The following is an 18619-nucleotide window of genomic DNA, read 5'->3' as shown; positions in this document are numbered from 1 at the left end:
TAAAATTTTATATGAAAAATAAAGGATGATCCTTTATTTTTATATAACAGGGTTACCCCTTCACAGAGCCGAGCATAATGCCTTTGACAAAGTACTTCTGAACAAAGGGATAGATACTTAAAATTGGGACCATGACGATCATGATCGTTGCATATTGCAACGTTTCGGGTGTAACCTGCAAATGCCCAAGTTCAGCCAAATTTCCGTTGTTATTCAGTTTGTTGGATGTAACGTTCGATATCATCTCTTTTAGAAACAACATAAGCGGCCAGTTCTCGGCAGAACGAATGTACAGAACCGCATTGAAATAATTATTCCAGTACGCGACCGCCGAAAACAAGCAAAGCGTAGCAATAATCGGCTTGGATAACGGTACAACGATGCGAAACAGTAAATAGGGTTCTGATGCGCCGTCGATTTTTGCTGCTTCCTCAAGTTCCTCCGGAATGTTCTCCATAAACGTTTTCATCAAAATCAAGCTAAAGCCGGAAAATAACAATGGCAACACTAATGCCGCAAGCGTATCAACCAAGCCAAACGCCCGCATCAAATAGAAGTTGGGAATAATACCGCCGTTAAAGAGCATCGTAAACACAACAAATATCATAAAAACTTTGCGTCCCTTCAAATGCCCCTTCGACAGCGGATAAGCGGTGATGATATATAAGAAAGTGCCTATGACCACTCCTGCCGCTGTGACGATAATCGTGTTCAAATAACTGGACCAGAGCAGCGGCTTCGAAAAAATTTCCTGATAGGAAGCAAAATTAATATGTTTTGGCCAGATTCGCATTGGATTCTCTATATAGGCGCTGTAAGAACTCAAGGATACTGCCAGTACATTGATTATCGGGTAAATCATAGCCATACAACATAACACGATCAAGCTGTAATTGACGACATCGAACCAGTCCACTCGGGATTTCTTGTTCATCTCGCGCTCCTCTTTTCTACCAAATTGACTTTCCGCTTATTCTTCGAGCCATGGAATTCGCCAGCAAGATCATCGCAAAACCGATTACCGCTTTAAATAAACCAACTGCCGTACCGTAGGATATCCGCCCCTGCTGCAAACCAATCCGGAAGGTATATGTCTCAAATACATCGCCCGTAGCATACGTAGTCGGATTGTAGAGCAAATAAATTTGTTCAAATCCGTTATCAAGAATATTTCCCAATTTCAACAACAGCAAGATCACGATCGTAGCAGAGATGCCCGGGATCGTAATATGGCGCATTTTTTTAAATCGATTAGCTCCGTCTATCGTCGCCGATTCATAGAGGGTCGGATCAATGCCCGCCATTGCCGCAAAATAAATAATCGTTCCCCAGCCGACCTCCTTCCAGATTTCCGCGCTAACGATAATGGATCGGAACAATTCGGGCTTAAGCAGAAACGCCACCGAATCAAAGCCGAAAGCATTCAAAGCATGGTTGACGATACCGGTCGAAGGAGACAAGAAATTCATAACAATGCCGGCCAACACAACCCATGATATAAAATGAGGCAAATAAAGAACCGTTTGTGATAATCGTTTAAACAACATGTGTCGCACTTCATTTATCATGAGTGCCAGTATGATCGGAGCAGGAAATCCCCAAATGATCTGGTATAAACTGAGCAGCAACGAATTCCGTAATATACGATAAAAATTATTGGATTCAAACAGGGCTTGGAAATGTGCCCATCCTACCCAGTTGCTGTCCATAATTCCTTTCGTTAAGCTGAGATCCTTGAAAGCGATCACAATTCCGGCCATCGGGACATACTTGAAAATGAGCAAGTATAAAAATCCAGGAATCAGAAAAATGTACAGCCACAGGTTCCGCCGCAAGTACCGAACGAAACGCTCCGAATTGGACACCGCTATTATTTGTTGTTTGTGGGTTGTTGAGGGATTCACCGTATCACACCTTTTCTGTCTGTTTCCTAAATTATAAAGAAACGCTGACAAGCAAAAAATCCGTTAAACGTTATGTTTAACGGGTGAATGTAAAGGTTTTCATTTGTTTGGAGGTAGGGCAAATAATAGATTGTAGGCAATGTCTTGCGATTAACCGACCTCGCACGACTCACGTCCGCTTTCTCTTTGGCAAGCGAAGCTCAACAATTGTCCCCTTCCCTGCTTTACTGACCAGACGCAAACCGTATTCACTGCCGAACATGAGCTTGATTCTTTGATTGACATTCCGAAGGCCTATACTCTCATTTTCATTGATCGGCGACTGCAGAAAACCTTGATTGACACGATCCACTACAGTACGCGACATTCCTACTCCGTTGTCTTTGATCCTGAGTACAATCATTTCCCGTTTCGCATACCCGATGATGCTGATTACCCCGCTTCTAGGTGACGGTCCGATCCCGTGATTAATCGCATTTTCCAATACTGGCTGCAACGTCAATTTAATCATGGCACAATCTAGAATATCGTCATTCACAAGCCAGGTCACTTCAAGTTGTTCATCCAAGCGCATCTGGCGAATTTGTATATACAATCGGGCATGCTCTAATTCCGTCCGGAGCGAGATCATATCCTCTCCCGTCATCAGACTTAAACGCAGCAGCCGCGACAGAGTCTGAATCATCTCTGAAACATCGTTTTTGCCTTTTGTCAGACGCATCGCCCTCAAATTGATCGATTCAAGCGTGTTATACAAAAAGTGGGGTTTGATTTGCGCTTGCAGGGCTATCGCCTGGGACTTCTGCAATAATTCGTAACGATGCTTCAGTTCCTGCTCCAGCTCCCTGCGCTTCTCATTGGAATTTGCGATCGTGGCCGATATCAATTTGAGTTCATTTAACTTACCTTGTCGCACTCCCGTGCTCGCCTTGTCTCCCGAATGGAGCAAAGATAGAATTCCGCTGATCGGGCGGTAGCTTTGCAGAGACAATACAATGGCGAACAGAAGGCTGGACACAACAGCCAGTGTGACTAACAGGGTCATAAACTCGTTAAACCTCACTTGCTTTGGATAATAATGATTTAGCGGTACGATCGACACGTACTTCCAGTCGCGATAGGCGGAGGAAACCGTCGAAATAACCTGATCCGACTCTTCTATTTTAACGATATCCGAATATGGAACATGATCAACAAGGGCGGCAACTTGCGGATTTGTATCGGCAAAGAGGCGGTGCAAATTCTCGTGCTGCGAAGCGTACACAATATTGCCTGCGGAATCCAGTATATATAACCTTTGATCCGTATACAGAAGACCTAACAATCGTTTGAGACGGTTCATATCAATGGAAATAAGTAATATTCCCTGTCGGTTGACATCAAAGATCGGGAGCTGTCGAAATTGCGCGATGGACACCTCTGTGTCCTCTTGTGTACCGCCATGCAAAAACTCGATCCATCCGCTTTCAGACGTTTTTTGCCGTTGGTAAGAATCCATCCACCATCTGGTATCATATTTATTGATCTGCCCACCGTTCGAGCTTGTAATGACAAAATTGCTGCGTTCCAAATATAATAAAATCGATCCAAAATAAGTATTCGCCATTTGGACTGTGCGCATTGATTCTTGTATCCGATAAATTTTCTGGATAAGCGATGTCGACATTGGATATGTAAACTCCTCTTTCATAATAGAGGAATAGTCCGAATGTCCTGCCAATTGAAGAGAGACATTTTCCAGACCAAGAAGCGAATTATCAATCGCATCGCGCACATTCTCGAGCTCTGACATGTTCGTTCTTTCAATTTCCTCCCTTAACATTTCGTCGTTGTAAGCGTAAACCAAAAGATGGACAACGCCAATCGGCACCATTAATAACAAAACTGTCGTCAAAAAATTTCGAAATAAGATGCTGTTGAATTTATAAGCTTTTATGTCGTTCCATACATTCTTCCAGCCTCCCATGTCATCCCCCCTCTGATCAGCAACGGTCTCGGTACTCGGTTGGTGTAATTCCAACTTCCCTCTTGAACAACTTGTAAAAGTATTTAATATCTTTGTAGCCCACACGTTCGCATATTTCGTATATTTTCAGCGAAGATGTCTTTAATAATTGTTTGGCATGCTCCATCCGTATTTCGACTAAGTAATCCAAAAAGTTCTTTTTCGTCTCTTGCTTGAACAGCTGCCCGAAATAAACCGGATTGAGATGAACCTGGCCCGCTACCAACTCCAGAGACAAGTTCTGGCTGTAATGTTCCTCGATATAAGCGACGGCCTGGCGGATCGCCCATTTGCCGCCGCTAGGCTGACTGCCGCTACCTGGGAACGCATTGCCGTCCCGCCGCTGTGGTCCGGCCTCCGCTTCCGATTTCACGGCGGGCGGCGCACCCAGCAAATTGCGGATCCGGTATTCTGCCAGCAGCGGCGCGAGGTTGTCAAATCTCCGGAAATCAACCAATTGTGCTTTAAGCGCCGTAATGGCATTGAGCCTCTGCAGGGACTGTTGGATCTGGCCGTGAAGCTGCTGATGCTCCGAGGCCATACATATAACGGCGTAATACGGAGGCATTTCGCGATTATCCAACAGCATCAGCCAAGATGGGAACTGGCCCGCCACCGTATTGGCCAGAAGCTTCTTGCTGCTCGCTACATCCGCTTTGGACAATTCCCCGTTATCCTTGGCGACCGTTACTTCCAGCAAGGCGCAAGGCTCCCGCATCGGGTTAACGGCGGTGTTAAGCTGCTCTAGGTGCCGGGCGATCTCTTCGGCCGCCGAGTCCGATTGGAATAACAAATACGATGCAAATCGCTCCCGATCCTGGCGCTCGGCCTGCTTGGCCGCCGCCCCGGAATCCAACTCTTGCTTGAGATTCCGAAACACGCGGTATAACTCCTCCAAATCGGTAGGCTTGAGCAGGTAATCGCTTACATCATACCGAATCGCCTCTTGCGCCAGTTGAAATTCCTGATAACCGCTTAACAATACGACCTTCACCGGCAATTGCCGCTCTTTAATAAATCTGGCCACGTCGATTCCCGACTCGAATGTCATCTTAATGTCCGACAATACAACATCGACGCGATGTTGTTCCAGATAAGCAATCGTATCTCTGCCGTCCTTCAACGTCTGAACGACCTCGAACCCCAGGCCGCTCCAATCGACAATCTCCGACAGTACTTCCCGGACCTCCCGTTCGTCATCCACGATCAGCAATCGATATTTCATAGCGGCATCGCCTCCTAACGAATAATTTATTGTACATGCTGGCGCATAGCAAGACAATGCCCCGCTCCTCATTTACAACCGATTGTGCGAAATCGGCGGTCATGCAACCGATTGTGCGCATGGATTGAAGCTGATTGCTTTCTTTTCAGGCAGGCAATGGTTATAATCAAGCCGGTGATGCATCCATGGGTACCCATAATCAAATTACTTATATTCAGGACGACTTGCGGATCAGTCTGGACGAATTTGCCGTGTCCGGCAGTATGGCCAGCATTCATGCGCACAATACGTATGAAATTTATTATCTGTACGCGGGAGAACGTTTTCTTTATTTGAATCAGACGACCTATCATCTGAAGAAAGGCGATCTTGTGCTCATTAATGCCTATGACCGCCATCGCACCATAGCCGCATCGGTGAACGAACATCAACGTTTCCTCGTCATGTTGAACGAACAAAGTCTGCAGTTGCTGCCGCTTACCGAGATTGACGCGGCGGAGCTATTCCATAGGGGGAGCTCCGTGCTGCGATTAACTCGGGAAGAGCAGGCGGCGGTCGAACATTTGTTGTTCCGGCTGCTTCAAGAGCGGAAGAGCGGGCAGCCTGGCTCCCGCAATATGATGCAGGCTTTGGTCACGGAGCTTATGATTACGTTGTTCCGCCATCAGCCGGCCGCAGACCATCGAACGCTTGCCCTTCATGATCGGGCTGCCGAAATTATGAAATATTTGAATGCCCACTACCGACGATCCATTACGATTATGGAGTTGTCCGAGCGATTCGCGCTCAGCCGTTACCATCTGTCCCGTTTGTTCAAGAGCGCAACCGGCTTTTCCGTTATTGATTACATCCATCATGTCAGGCTGCTGGAAGCTCGGCAGCTGCTGCGCTCAACCTCGCATTCCGTATCTTCGATTGCCGGCATGTTGGGGTTCGGCAGCCTGGCTCATTTCGAAAGAATGTTCAAAAGATCGACGGGCACAAGCCCCACATTATTCCGCAAGCTGTTGTCGGAATCGAAAGGGGACTTCCGTCGCAAGGAGGACGACTGAACATGTACGATTATAATGTCAAACAATTCGGCGCTGCGGGAGACGGGGAGACGCTTGATCAATACGCGTTGCAGCAGGCCATCGACACCTGCTCCGAGGCGGGGGGCGGAACCGTGTATGTGCCCCGGGGGACTTACGTAACGGGGACGCTGATGCTTAAATCCAACGTTCATCTGCATCTGGGCATGCAAGCCGTTATTCGCGCTTCGTCCGACATGAGCTTGTATCCTCCCGTCGGTTATGAAGCATATACCAATCCGCCTCGCGCTACTTATATTTTGTTGCTGGCTCGCGAAGTAAGCAATTGCAGAATTACCGGAGAAGGGGAAATAAACGGGGGCGGCACAGAGGATTTATGGTTTCCCGAGAACCGTCTGGTACCGATGCGCATCGGCACTTTGCTGTTCACCGGCTGCAGCGGGGTACGGGTCGACGGCATTACGATCCGGCACTCCGACAGCTGGACCTTGCATGTGCAGCAGAGCGAAGACGTGATGATCAGCCGGGTTGCGATTCGCAATAATCGCAACCGCATTAACACGGACGGCATCGGCATTGACGGTTCCCGCAACGTTCAGATCAGCGACTGCAATATCGAGTCCGGCGACGACAGCATTGTATTCAAGAGCATTGACGGTTTCGCATGCGAGAATGTGACTGTGTCGGGCTGTGTCCTGCGTTCGCGTTGCCAGGCGATCAAATTCGGCACCGAAAGCGAAGGGCCGATCCGCAACGTCACGATCGCCAATTGCGTCGTGCACGATTCGACGATCGGATTATCTCTTTACTTGAAGGATGGCGGCCCGTACGAGAATCTGGTGTTCTCCAACCTGATTATTCATGCCGCGTTCAAGTTCCCTTTCCTAATCGATATAACGCCGCGTTATTATCAATCTTCCAAACCCGTCTCCATCCGCAATATCGTGTTTGACAATATTATATTGACGGGACCGGGACGCATCTTCATCGAAGGGACGGCCGAGCATCCCATCGAGAATATTACTTTCAACAACTTTACCAGCTGCATCACCGGTGAAGAAGCAGATTTCAGCCAAATGACCAAGGCAACCGGTACCAGCCGCTGCGATGCCGATCCCGATGCGTTCAACTATGCGGCTCAGCCCTATCAATTCGTTGCCGCCCATGTGCGGGGATTATATATGAATGGAATGACATTCCGGAAGGACAAGCCGGACGTCGCCATTCTTGATCGCGGCTTATTGTACCTCAGCCATATCGAAGACGGTTACGCGCGGAACATCTACCATAACCCGCTGCAATCCGGCATCGCTCCGGTGCAGCAGGACCATTGCCGCAACTGGCGGCTGGAGTAGCCGAGCTTAGGTTGCGGACAGCCTTGCGAGCGTGCCGATATGGCCCATGTCAGGCGGCGTTTCACGCCTATCTTGTGCTGCGATGCATCTTCATGCGCTCGATACGCCAATCCGTATACATTCGTTCCGGATGTGTCGAACAGCTGTAGCTGATTCCATCCCGAAGAGAGAGCAACGCCAGCCGTTTCCCATGTTTGGCTCCGCAATCGATTCCGATTCTGCCAGGCGCAAACCACAGCTCTCCCGGCGGGGAGCCTAACTTGAAGGTTGGCGTATGGCCAAATACAACCGTCTGCCCCCCCGCCGGCTCGCGATTCCAGAAGTCATCCCGAATTTCGGTCAAATCCTCTGCGGTCTGCCGCTCAAGCGGCACCCCATGCCGAATGCCCGCATGTACAAACAAATAGGTCTCTTCGCTCCAATACAGCGGCAGCCGTTCCATCCAGTCGAGCATATGAGGCGACAGCCGGCCCGCCAAGTCAGGACCTGAAGCCAGCAGACTTCGCTCCGCATTGCCTTGCAGCGCGACGGCTCCTTGCGACACAAGATCGACAACCGTATTCAATGTCCGCCAGGTGGACGGATCCGTATCCACGTAATCCCCCAACAGAATTAACTTGTCCGTTTGCGGCCAATAATCCGCGCGGTGCAGCAGCTGCGCCAAACCTTCTTCGTGGCCGTGAATATCCGATATAACCAATAGTCGCGATGTTGTAGGCTTAAACTGCATGAACTGCATCATGAACATTCCTCTTCGATAGTTGGTTAACAACGGTTGACGCCGTTCCATGACGGCGTGCAAGCCGTTTCTCAGTCCCGTAAACCCGTTCTAATCATCGTTTTTGGCATAAAGAAACGACTTGGAAGCGGGCAGCGCCGCCACGACCTGCTGATCGGCATCGAGCGGAAAGTCCGTCAACAAATACAGCGGTTGACCATCGGTCGTATCCGCGGCCGATCTCCAGCGATTGCCCTCGAAGGTGCAATAACGGATGCGCAGACGGAGCTTATTATTGCCTTCGGCTTCAAAACTTTCTTCCTCCGTCAGAACCAGATCCTCCGGACGGAATAGCAGCTCCATGGCGGAACCGACCTGCGCATCCGCAGCTTCCGCGCCGGATATGCCGTATATCGCGCCGTCCGAAGGTAAACGGATTGCCGTGCCTCCCGACGTGCCTTCCTTCGTGCCCTGCAGCCGGTTGATCGCGCCCAACAATGAAGCGGCATGGCGGCTGGCGGGACGACTGAAGCATTCCTGCGGCGTACCGATCTGATCGATATTGCCCTTGCGCATGATGAGCAGCCGATCCGCCATCGAGAACGCCTCTTCCGGATCATGGGTGACATGGAACACGCTTGTACCCAAGCGGCGGAACAAATACGCCATCTCCGCGCGCATCTCGATTCGCAGCCTCATGTCCAGATTGGACAACGGCTCGTCGAGCAGAATCAGCTTGGGACGGGTCGCAAGCGCGCGTGCAATGGCGACGCGTTGCTGCTGCCCGCCCGACAATTGCGGCGGCAGCCGATGCGCCAGACCTTCCAGCCGCATCAGCTTCAGCAATTCGCTTACCCGTTCCCGCTTCTCTTCTTTGCTTAAGCGGTGCAGGCCGTAGGCGATATTGTCCTCCACATTCATATGAGGCCACAGCGCATAATCCTGAAACACCATGTTAATGCCGCGTTTCTCGGGAGGCATCATCGTCTGGGGAGAAGCGATTACCTTGCCGCCCAGCCGAATTGCGCCTCCGTCCGGCTTGGCCAAGCCGGCCACCAATTGCAGCAGCGTCGACTTGCCGCAGCCTGAGGGCCCCAGCACGCTTATGATTTCCCCTTCCTTCATCTGGAACGAAATACCGTCCAGCGCCCGGAATGCGCCATATTGCTTGGATACGTCTTGCATGTCCAGCAATACCGAAGCCTGGTCCTTCTCTTTTCCGGCGGAAACCCGGGCAGCATCTTTGGCCGATACCGGAGCCAGAGATGCCGCCGGTATCGACACGGCCCCCGTCCGAAGGGCAGCAACGCCCGTGAACACCGCTGACAATCGCGACTTGATATTCATGAACGCGCCTCCTTTCTTCTGAACAACAGTTCAATAACCAATATAATCGCCACCACAACTCCGCCTCCCAATATCGTTGCCGCCGACGCATAGCCGAAGCGCATATCCTCGAACGACTTGTTGATCGCTACAGGGAATGTGATGTAATTGGGCGGGAACAATACCGAATTGACCGCAAGATCAAACACGCTGGCGCCGAATGCCGCCAACCCCGCGGACAGCAGCGCTCCCCGCATCAGCGGCAGCAATATGCGCCTGATCCGGCGCAGCAGCGAATCGCCTTGCAAACCTGCCGCATGAAGAAATGATTGCGGCACCTTGGCCATCGCCCCTACCATAATCCGCGTAATGACGGGGATCGCTCCTGCAATCGCCGCAAGCACCAGGATGGCCGGTTTGCCATACAGCAACAAGCCCAGCGGTTCCAACCAGCGCTGATTCCATACAAAAATATATCCGATGCCGAGCACGACGCCCGGTACAGCCAGGGTGACAAGCGACAGCACCTCAATGCCGCGCCGGAACCGGAACTGCGAATACGTCAACACAAAGGCAACCAACAAACCAACAACAAGTCCGATAACAGCCGCGGATACCGCGATCATAAGCGAACGCCCGAGACCATGCAGCAGCTGGAAGCCGCCGTCGAACAACGCCGCATAGTTGGCCAGCGTCAGGTTTTCCGCCTTTACGCCGCCTCCCTGCGCTTGCATAAACGACATCATCAGACTTGAGCCGATCGGAATGCCAATGATGACAAGCAGGAAAACGATGTTGCCTGCAGCAAGCAGCCAGCGGTATTTGCCCGCCTCCTTTGGCACGGAAGGCACCGCGCCGCCCGACATAAAGTCGAAGCGGGAACGGCGCATGGCCGCAAATTGCAACAGCATCGCGACGCTGATCAGCAGCACCAGATAGAAGGACAATACGCCCGCCATATCGAACCGAATGGGCGATGTATACAGAGCCGAATAGATGGAATACGGCAACGTCGGGAAGCGGTAGATAGCCGCAATGGAAGACGGCAGACCGAAGTCGCCAATCGTGTCCATAAATACCAGCGCCGCTCCGGCCAGCAGTGCCGGCAGCAGCAGCGGCGCCTGAATCGTCGCCCACACCTTGATCGGCGAAGCGCCGCCCAGCCTGGCGGCATCCGACAACTGCTGCACCTTCCATTCCATCGCCGCTTTCATACTGAGGTAGGCGAGCGGGAATTTGCTCAAGGTCATGATTACAATCAGCCCGGCGGGCTGGAATACCGCACCCGGCACCCAGTCCCAGCCGAACAGGTTTACGGCTAGCCCTTGCTGCGCCGAAAACATAACCCAGCCTTGCGCCAGAATAAATGAAGGCATGATTAGCAGCAACCAGACGGCGGCATCAAGCAAGCCGGCAGTGGGGAAGCGCCAGGTCGATCGAACCGTGGCCAGCACGCCGCCAAGCAGCGTGCCGATCAGAGTGGTGCCAATACCCAGCAGCAACGAGTTTTCGAGCGATTTTTGCCATAACGGACGTTTGAATATTTCAAGAAGCAGACTAAGATCGCCTATAACCCAATTCCCGAAGAAGACGCCGGGCAACAATACTTGAATGACCACCGCCAGGAGCGGGTACAGGACCAGAATCAGCAGCGCGATGCTGACCAGCCAACCAAGCCGTTCATTCGTAAGCCTGAACATGGCCGTTACTTAACCGCTTTGTCGGCAAACCATTGTTTGATTTCCGCTTCATGCTGCGACGCCCACGCGGCATCCGCGGCAATCAGCTTGGCGTTCGCGGCGCGGTCCGGTCTCGCCGTCACGCCTTGGGCGGCGGGATCGAAGTAAGCTTCTTCGCCTTCATCAACTAGCTGTTGTTGCGTTTTGGCATCCAGCAGGAATTCGATAAACGCTTTGGCTGCATTCGGGTTTTTCGTATTTTTCTGAATAGCGGCTACGCGCACGGATGCCGGAGCGCCTTCTTCGGGCCAAATGATGCCGATCGGCTCATTATTGTTAACCATGCTGTACGCATTCGATTCCTGCAAAGCTGCCAGCTTCACTTCACCGCCGGACAACGCTTGTACGATCTGCGGATTTTTCGGATAAACGCGCAAGCCGTTGGTGAACCAGCTGTCGAAAAACGCCTTGCCTTCTTCTACTCCGCCGGCTTTGTCGAAGAGCGCCGCAACAAACGGATAGGCCGGAGCCGCGATGGCAGGGTCGGCTGTTGCGATTTGGTCCTTGTATTCCGCTTTGGCGAAGTCAGCCCAAGTTTTTGGAGCCGTCTCTTCGGTATAGAAGTTTTTGTTGTATACAATGATGCCGGAAGCATGAGCGCCGGTAGGGAAATATGTTTTGTTCTCGGGAATGTACGCTTTGAAGTCTTCGGCAACCTGCGACAGATTTCCCGGCTCCCAGCCTTCCAGCAGTTGGCCTTGCAGACCCAAGCCGTGAATGGACGGCATCATGTCCGCCCAGACGATGTCCCAATGAGGATTGCCTTTTTCCGCTTCGATTCTGGACATGATCTCCGCGCCGTTGCCCGTTACGAGCTCTACATCGTACCCGGTTGCTTCCTTGAACATATCGGCGATGATGGCGTCAAAATCGTTCAGGTACACAACAAGCTTGCCTGCATCTTCAACAGCCGGCTCTTCCGTTGCAACCGCCTCCGTAGTTGGCGCAACAGTCGGCGACGGAGCTGCCCCGGGTTCCGACTTATTGCCGTTTTCCGCGCCATTATTGCCTCCGCATGCCGCAAGTACAGTCAACATAGATGTCAGCACTATGCCTGTCGTTACTCTTCTCCATTGAATCGGATAAACGTTCATTCGTTTTTCTCCACCTTTTCGTCAGCAGTTTTTGCTTACACGGTTACTTTATCAACGAAAAATCAACGACAGATTAGAGAAAGATTAAACCATTGTTAAATAAACTATAGAAATATTGAAATATGTATAGATAAAATGTATATTCGGAGGGGATGAGGTGATGATATGACTATTCAACAATTAAAAGTGTTATTGGAAATATGCAAAGGCAAAACATTGCTGGAAACTGCGGAGAAGCTGGGACTCACCCAACCTACGGTCAGCTTCCATTTGCGCAAGCTGGAGGAGGTACTGGGACTCGAGCTGGTGCGCAAGACGTCGCGGAAGCTGCGGCCCACGGAAGCCGCGCTGGAGCTGCTCCCCTATATTCGTCGGATCGTGTTCCTTGGCGGCGAGTTGGAGGAGCATGCCGCGCAGTTGCATAATAGGGGCGGCGGACGATTAAAGCTTGGCGCTAGCTATACGCCGGCCACCTATCTGCTGCCTGCCTTCTTCTCCGCCTTCCAGGAGGAGTACCCGAGTATTCAGCTGCAGTTGACCGTCAAAAAGGCGGGCACCATTATGGCCATGCTGCGCAATTACGAGCTGGATGCCGCGGTTGTGTCGCTTCCGAATACGCCGGAACCCGGCTTGTCCATACAGCCATTGTTGGAGGATGAGCTGCGGCTTGTTGTCGCTCCCGGCCATCGACTGGTGGGCCGGCGGGAGATAGAAGCGGAGGATTTGCAAGGGGAGCGGCTGCTGCTGCATGAACCCGGCTCTACCTCCCGCACGCTGACGGAGGAATGGATGAACCAGACGGAAATTATATTCAACCACTCCATGGAGCTCGGCGCCATCGAAACGATGAAGGAAGCGGTCAAATGCAGCTTGGGTATTGCGGTGCTGCCGGAGCGCAGCGTCATTAAAGAGGTTGCGGCCGGCGAGCTGATCCAGTTCCGATTGCCGAATTACCTCAACCGCCGCTATATTTCGTTCGTCTGTCGCGCCGACGAGCAGTTGCCGCATAATGCCCGTCTGTTCGCCGACTTTATAACCAACCATTTTGGGGATCAAAAGCCCCTGCAGAAATAACGATCCGGCACGCAAGCCGATCCTATCGAAAACTTATTTCGAGCTTCATTGCTGCCCAATCCGGGACATCAACAAAAAGATGCAGCCGATCCCATTACGGGACGACTGCATCTTCTTGTTGCTGTTACTTCAATTCATGACTATTCTGACCATGCTTGATCGCATTCGCTTAGTTGGAAGCCAGCTCTTCTCCGCCTTCGGCGCGAATCACATAGTCATGATCTTGGGATGCCTCCATAATGTCATGGAATGCCCAATGACCTTCGGACACATCCGACCAGATGGAGCCGGATACGCCGTATAACGGGCCGCGATCGAACAAGCGATTGATCAGACTAACCGCCTCGGCGCGGGAAAGATCCTTCTCAGGCTGGAACGTCCCGTTCGGGTAGCCGCCCATCAATCCTTCCTGAGTCAATGCGGTAATGATGTCATGCGCCCAGTGGGAGTCCGCTACATCCGGATACAGCTTGTCGTTCGCCTTAGTCAGTTGCAAGAAGTTGAACGCAAACGTAGCCATCTCTGCGCGAGTCAGAATCCGCTCCGGACGGAACGTGCCATCCGGGTAACCTTCCATCAGGCCGGCAGCTTGCACCCGCTTTATCGCATCGGAGGCCCAGTGATCGGCAGAAACATCGGGGTAACCCACTCCAGCCACGTCGCCTGCCGCATCAAGGTTAACAAGTATCGTTGCCAATTGCGCGCGGGTAAGACCGCGTTCCGCACGGAATGTGCCATCTGGGAAACCGTTGATGTATTTATCATGGCTTTCGACAGACGAATCTGCATGAACGATTGTAAATGTACTGAATTTTGTAATGCCGAACTGCAAGCCAAGTTCACCGTTAGGCATAGTAACAGGTTGGCCTTTTACAAGCTCCTTATCCCCATCGGAATGTTCAATGAAAATCGACAATTCGTTCAAGAACTTCTCGCGTGCTTTCGCTCCGCTTGGCAGCGTTACATCCCGCAAAGGAAGTACCAGCGTAACCGGACGGCTCGAAAGATTCGTCTCGATCGTCATTGGACGGGTTACGACCTCGATTGTATTATCGCCAGCCATATCGCGTACGATCTTCTCGGTGCGGGCGCGTTCTTCTACTTCGCTGCGCAACGCCGGATCTCTGACCGGTACGAAACGGAAGTAGAATGACTCCGCCAATCCGCTTATCGAAGAATGTGGCAATCGAATAATGCCGTGATCGCTGTAGATCTCCAGATCCAGACCGTTTTCTTGCAGGATCTTCAATGTTTCTTTCGTTACATCCACCTTGATTTCACTTACTTTGTCATCGGGATCCGGAATCATCATCCGCGCAATCGTTTCTCCCGTTGCTGCGGCTTTCTCCGCGGATTCCTTCGCCTTCTCCGGTGTAAAGGTTACTTGGTCCGTAATCCGGCCATTCGGATGCGTCGTCCGTTCAATGTCCACTTTCACGATATCCGCCGCATTGTCTCCGCCAATCACTACGTCAATGGTAATGGTTTGCTTGGGAGGAGTCGTCGGAACGTAAGGGTAATCGGCTCTTCTGACCTCGACCGTATAAGTCTTGATTTGATTATTGGAATCCGTCACCGTGACGAGAATCGTGTTGAGACCTATCTTAAGCGCCAGGTCTTCGCTTGCCAAACCGCTTTCCACATCGATCGCTTCGCCATCATTGATACTCATCGTAATCTTCGCGCCAGGGTCGATAGCCGTCGGCGTCAGTTGGATCTCTGAAACGTAATAGTTCACTCCGATCTCATATACACCCTCGGAATTTGCATCAAATACCGGATCCAGCGTGCCGTCGGATGGAACGAGCGAAGCCAGCTTGCCTGTGGCGCGTACGATTGTGATCGTATACTCTTCGATCTGGATGGGCAGTTCCGGATCGCTATTGTCGTACACTTGTACTGTAATGACATTTGGTCCTTCCTTAAGCTCACCCACATTGTCCCAAGCTCCGTCTACAGGTTCAATCAATTGATCTTCCAGGTACACCTTCGAGATTGTTTCATCTGGATTGTACGCAGTAGGATCAACCGACACGCTTGTCACCTCGTTCGGCACAACCGCCATATAACCTTCGTTGCGGTTCGGGTTGAATGCCGGAGACAAATCGATTGCTTCGGCGCCATTCGCCAGTTCGATGCCATCAAGCTTTCCGCTGACCAACGGAATATTTGAGCCTGCAATGGGTCCCAGCATATTGTTGGCATTGTCCGCATCGACTATCGTTCTTGTCGTATCGTCATACGAAATTTGATCGCCGGCCTCATACGGTGCTTCCAGACTAACGATGATTTCATCACCTGTTTCGTTGATAGAAACAAAGTTGACTGGCTTGTCCCCACCGATCAGGAACCCGGCAATTGCTTCTTCGGCCGTCAGACTTTCGTTCGAGATTGGCATATTGAATTTCAGCTTTAATTGATTCGGTTCGTCCAGCACTGTAGTAACCTTGATCAATTGAAGCGCGACAACTCCATTAACCGCAGTATTCGGTTGATTCGTATCAGTGATCTCTCCAAGCAGATTCGTATCCGGGTTGAAGTAGGTTCCAACATTGCCAGCTTCGTCATTATACAGAACGCTCAGACCGCCTGCTCCGAGCTTCTCTTCAAGCTGAAGCACAATGACGTTATCGTTGTCATTAACTGAGAGTTTGCTTATGATGGCGTACCCATTGACGGTAAATCCGGAGAAATCAATCGTTTCATCGTCCACAGGGCGATTAAACGTCAGCGTGACTTGATCTGGCGTTGCATCGGCCACCACCGCGCTCACCAAGACAAGAGCATCTTCCTCAACAATCAGGCCGGGTTGTGAATCGCCATCGATTGGGCCCAGCTTATTGTTGGAGTTGATGTTTTCCTCGATGCCCGCGCCGCTTTCCGGCTCGTATGCTACGGCACCGCCAGACACGAACGCCCCATCGATTTGAACGACAACCTTGCTCAAGTCCTCATCATCGCCATCACCAACGCCGATAGCGATCACCGTTACTTCCTTGCCGCCGATTGTGAACCCAGGAATCTTGCTGCCTTCTACCAAACCGGCTCCAGCTACCGACTTGTTAAAGTCCAGGACAGCCGTGTTGGCTGAACCATTGCCGTCCACGATAACATCTTCCAGCACAAGCTGGGTGACTCCGTTATCAGAAGGCTCTTCTACAAAATCATCTTCGCCGATTGGCTTGAGTAAATTAGCTGGTGCATTATTGGACGGAATATTGCCCAAACCATCGTACAGAACTTTGATCTCTCCAGGCCCAATAGGTCCTTCGAGGACTACAGTTACGAGATTGCCGTTAATGGGGGCAATTACATCAATAACTTCGTACCCATTCACTGTAAATCCAATAAAATCATCTTCGTCTAAAGCTCCATTCACGGGCAAGTTAAACTCCAAAATAGCTTCGGTTGGTTTGCTTGCATCTACAGATACTTTTTCCAGCCTCAATTGGGGTTCCAATTGTATGTTGAAGTTTTTGCTGTCTTTCTCGGTCGGGCCGTTGATGTTTTGGACTTCAACTGTTACAGTCCGATTCAAATCACTATACTCGGTCGCCCAAGTAGCTGCGTCGTCGCTATTTTCATAATTAACGAGCGCACCTAGCTTCTCCAATACCGCATCATCGGGAAAATCTTCATAGACCTTAATATCGTCAATATATAGAGAAGCACCTACTGCCAATCCACCGGTTTTATCGTAAGAACCTGCAACGAAGCGGAATTGATATTCTCCATCTGCCGGAACTCTGCCGAAAGAAGTAATGAACTCCTGAGATGCTCCACGTCCGTACATCAGTTCGGTTACAGCGCCGGTATCTTTATTAACTAGAAAACCATAAACTTCATAATGGTCACCGCCGTCTTTTGCACTCCAATTGAAGGCTAGCGCCGCACCTGCCTTGGCATTGAAGATTGGGCTGTATGCTTCAGGACCGAAAGTACTGCCGTATGGCGTTCCAGCAGTTCTATCTAAATTTCCTGAAAACCAAAGTCTTAGAACATTCGAATCAAATGGAGTACCATCTGCAGCTTGATTTACAACCTCGGCATTAAACGTTGCGCCGCTCTTCAATGGATACTCTTTTCCCTCTGTGCCCCATGCAGTAATATCTCTACTAACGTTATTCGCATCTTTAGCTGTATAACTGAAATCGGAGACAAAGGAATAATCACTACCACTAATTAAATGCTTACTAGTACCAGCGATTGCACTACTGGTGACTGGTTTTCCTTGTGTCTTGGTTGCTTGAGCTCCCAATGGTACTGCATTTCTATTAATAGTCCAGTTTAGTGGTTTACTAAAATCTTCTTCATAGATTGCTTCGAAACCACCATTATCAATCAATACACCTTGGTCAGGGAATTCGATGCGAAATCCCTTTTTCGTTCCATCATTAATGGGTCTCACATCACCAATATATTTGGCACTGGAACCCGTTCCCAGATATACTTCGGTTCCTACAATGGACACTTCTCCCAGTGTATTAACCGCAGCCGTAACAGTTGGCAAAGTCAAGGTTTCTCCTGGCTCAGCGTCTTGAAGCGTATACTCAATATAACCACCTGAATAAATACCTTCACCGTCCAACACCAAATTAGTGGAAAGTGGAACTGGACCAGAACCCTCCGCGTAATAAACATCGCCCAAATTCAAAGTAGGAGGAGCAGCCTCCGCTTCCCCCACTTTCATTCCAGGCAACCCTATTCCGAACAATAAAACAAAGGATAAAACGATAGCTATTCCTGATTTAAACCTCTTCAACGTTGTCACTCCTATTCTCGCTAACAATCGTATTGTACTTTTTGTACTTCGTTCGTTCTCTTCTCCGTTATTGACTTAAGTTATCAGATCATTGCACCACTCCTGCGCTAAACAAGTTGTTGATCCAATTCCTATTTCTGTAATTTCCCAGTTGCTTAACATGCATAATCTAAAATAATTTACGTAACTAAACATTTTCTCTACAACCTAACCAAAAAGTTCAAAATCGACGTCTACGACACATGACGAATGAGAGAAAAATAAAAAAACGAGACGGTAGACATACTCCATCTCGAAATTTTAAAAATAAATAAAAAAGCATCCTCGTAAGCAGAGGATGCTTTCCTTTTGCATTTGCCGTCATCGATCAACGATGATTCGACTTG

At 50.4% G+C, this 18619-nt stretch carries 12 protein-coding genes; 3 read left to right on the top strand and 9 right to left on the bottom strand.

The genetic code is table 11. The features are described from left to right. Positions 1-52: 52 nt before the first annotated feature. From H7F31_RS05805 to H7F31_RS05790, 4 genes are all read right to left on the bottom strand, one after another. Positions 53-934, bottom strand: coding sequence for a carbohydrate ABC transporter permease (locus H7F31_RS05805; protein WP_187103396.1), 882 nt, complete (start codon positions 932-934; stop codon positions 53-55). Positions 935-950: 16 nt separating this feature from the next. After that, positions 951-1709 (bottom strand): ABC transporter permease, encoded by a 759-nt coding sequence (locus H7F31_RS05800; RefSeq protein ID WP_261800481.1) that lies wholly within the window; start codon positions 1707-1709, stop codon positions 951-953. 364 nt (positions 1710-2073) lie between these two features. Continuing rightward, on the bottom strand, positions 2074-3870 hold the full coding sequence (locus tag H7F31_RS05795; protein WP_187103394.1) for a sensor histidine kinase: 1797 nt from the start codon (positions 3868-3870) through the stop codon (positions 2074-2076). Between the two features lie 16 nt (positions 3871-3886). Continuing rightward, positions 3887-5134, bottom strand: a complete 1248-nt coding sequence (locus H7F31_RS05790; RefSeq protein WP_187103393.1) for a response regulator transcription factor — start codon at positions 5132-5134, stop codon at positions 3887-3889. Between the two features lie 185 nt (positions 5135-5319). On the opposite strand from H7F31_RS05790, the gene H7F31_RS05785 reads away from it, so the two are divergent. Continuing rightward, the gene (locus H7F31_RS05785; protein ID WP_187103392.1) at positions 5320-6186 is read left to right on the top strand and encodes an AraC family transcriptional regulator; all 867 of its coding nucleotides are present in this window, start codon (positions 5320-5322) and stop codon (positions 6184-6186) included. A 2-nt stretch (positions 6187-6188) separates the two neighbouring features. Further along, positions 6189-7520: a glycoside hydrolase family 28 protein gene (locus H7F31_RS05780; RefSeq protein ID WP_187103391.1), complete on the top strand. Its 1332-nt coding sequence runs from the start codon at positions 6189-6191 to the stop codon at positions 7518-7520. Between the two features lie 67 nt (positions 7521-7587). On the opposite strand, the gene H7F31_RS05775 is transcribed toward H7F31_RS05780, so the two are convergent. The 4 genes from H7F31_RS05775 to H7F31_RS05760 all read right to left on the bottom strand — a co-directional run bounded on the left by H7F31_RS05775 (position 7588) and on the right by H7F31_RS05760 (position 12397). Next, positions 7588-8262 (bottom strand): metallophosphoesterase, encoded by a 675-nt coding sequence (locus H7F31_RS05775; protein WP_187103390.1) that lies wholly within the window; start codon positions 8260-8262, stop codon positions 7588-7590. Between the two features lie 87 nt (positions 8263-8349). Further along, positions 8350-9585, bottom strand: a complete 1236-nt coding sequence (locus tag H7F31_RS05770) for an ABC transporter ATP-binding protein (RefSeq protein ID WP_261800321.1) — start codon at positions 9583-9585, stop codon at positions 8350-8352. Further along, positions 9582-11264, bottom strand: coding sequence for an ABC transporter permease (locus H7F31_RS05765; protein WP_187103389.1), 1683 nt, complete (start codon positions 11262-11264; stop codon positions 9582-9584). The genes H7F31_RS05770 and H7F31_RS05765 overlap by 4 nt, the downstream gene beginning before the upstream one ends. Before the next feature lie 5 nt (positions 11265-11269). Further along, complete coding sequence (locus H7F31_RS05760) at positions 11270-12397, bottom strand: extracellular solute-binding protein (protein ID WP_222622740.1); 1128 nt, start codon at positions 12395-12397, stop codon at positions 11270-11272. 165 nt (positions 12398-12562) lie between these two features. On the opposite strand from H7F31_RS05760, the gene H7F31_RS05755 reads away from it, so the two are divergent. After that, positions 12563-13471, top strand: coding sequence for a LysR family transcriptional regulator (locus H7F31_RS05755; RefSeq protein ID WP_187103388.1), 909 nt, complete (start codon positions 12563-12565; stop codon positions 13469-13471). A gap of 169 nt (positions 13472-13640) precedes the next feature. Here H7F31_RS05755 and H7F31_RS05750 read toward each other — a convergent pair whose 3' ends face one another. Beyond that, positions 13641-18260 (bottom strand): S-layer homology domain-containing protein, encoded by a 4620-nt coding sequence (locus H7F31_RS05750; RefSeq protein WP_187103387.1) that lies wholly within the window; start codon positions 18258-18260, stop codon positions 13641-13643. Positions 18261-18619 lie beyond the last annotated feature (359 nt).

It is taken from the genome of Paenibacillus sp. PAMC21692 (assembly GCF_014303795.1).
In the GTDB taxonomy this organism is placed as follows: domain Bacteria; phylum Bacillota; class Bacilli; order Paenibacillales; family Paenibacillaceae; genus Pristimantibacillus; species Pristimantibacillus agaridevorans.
This window is presented reverse-complemented; position numbering and strand designations above follow the sequence as displayed.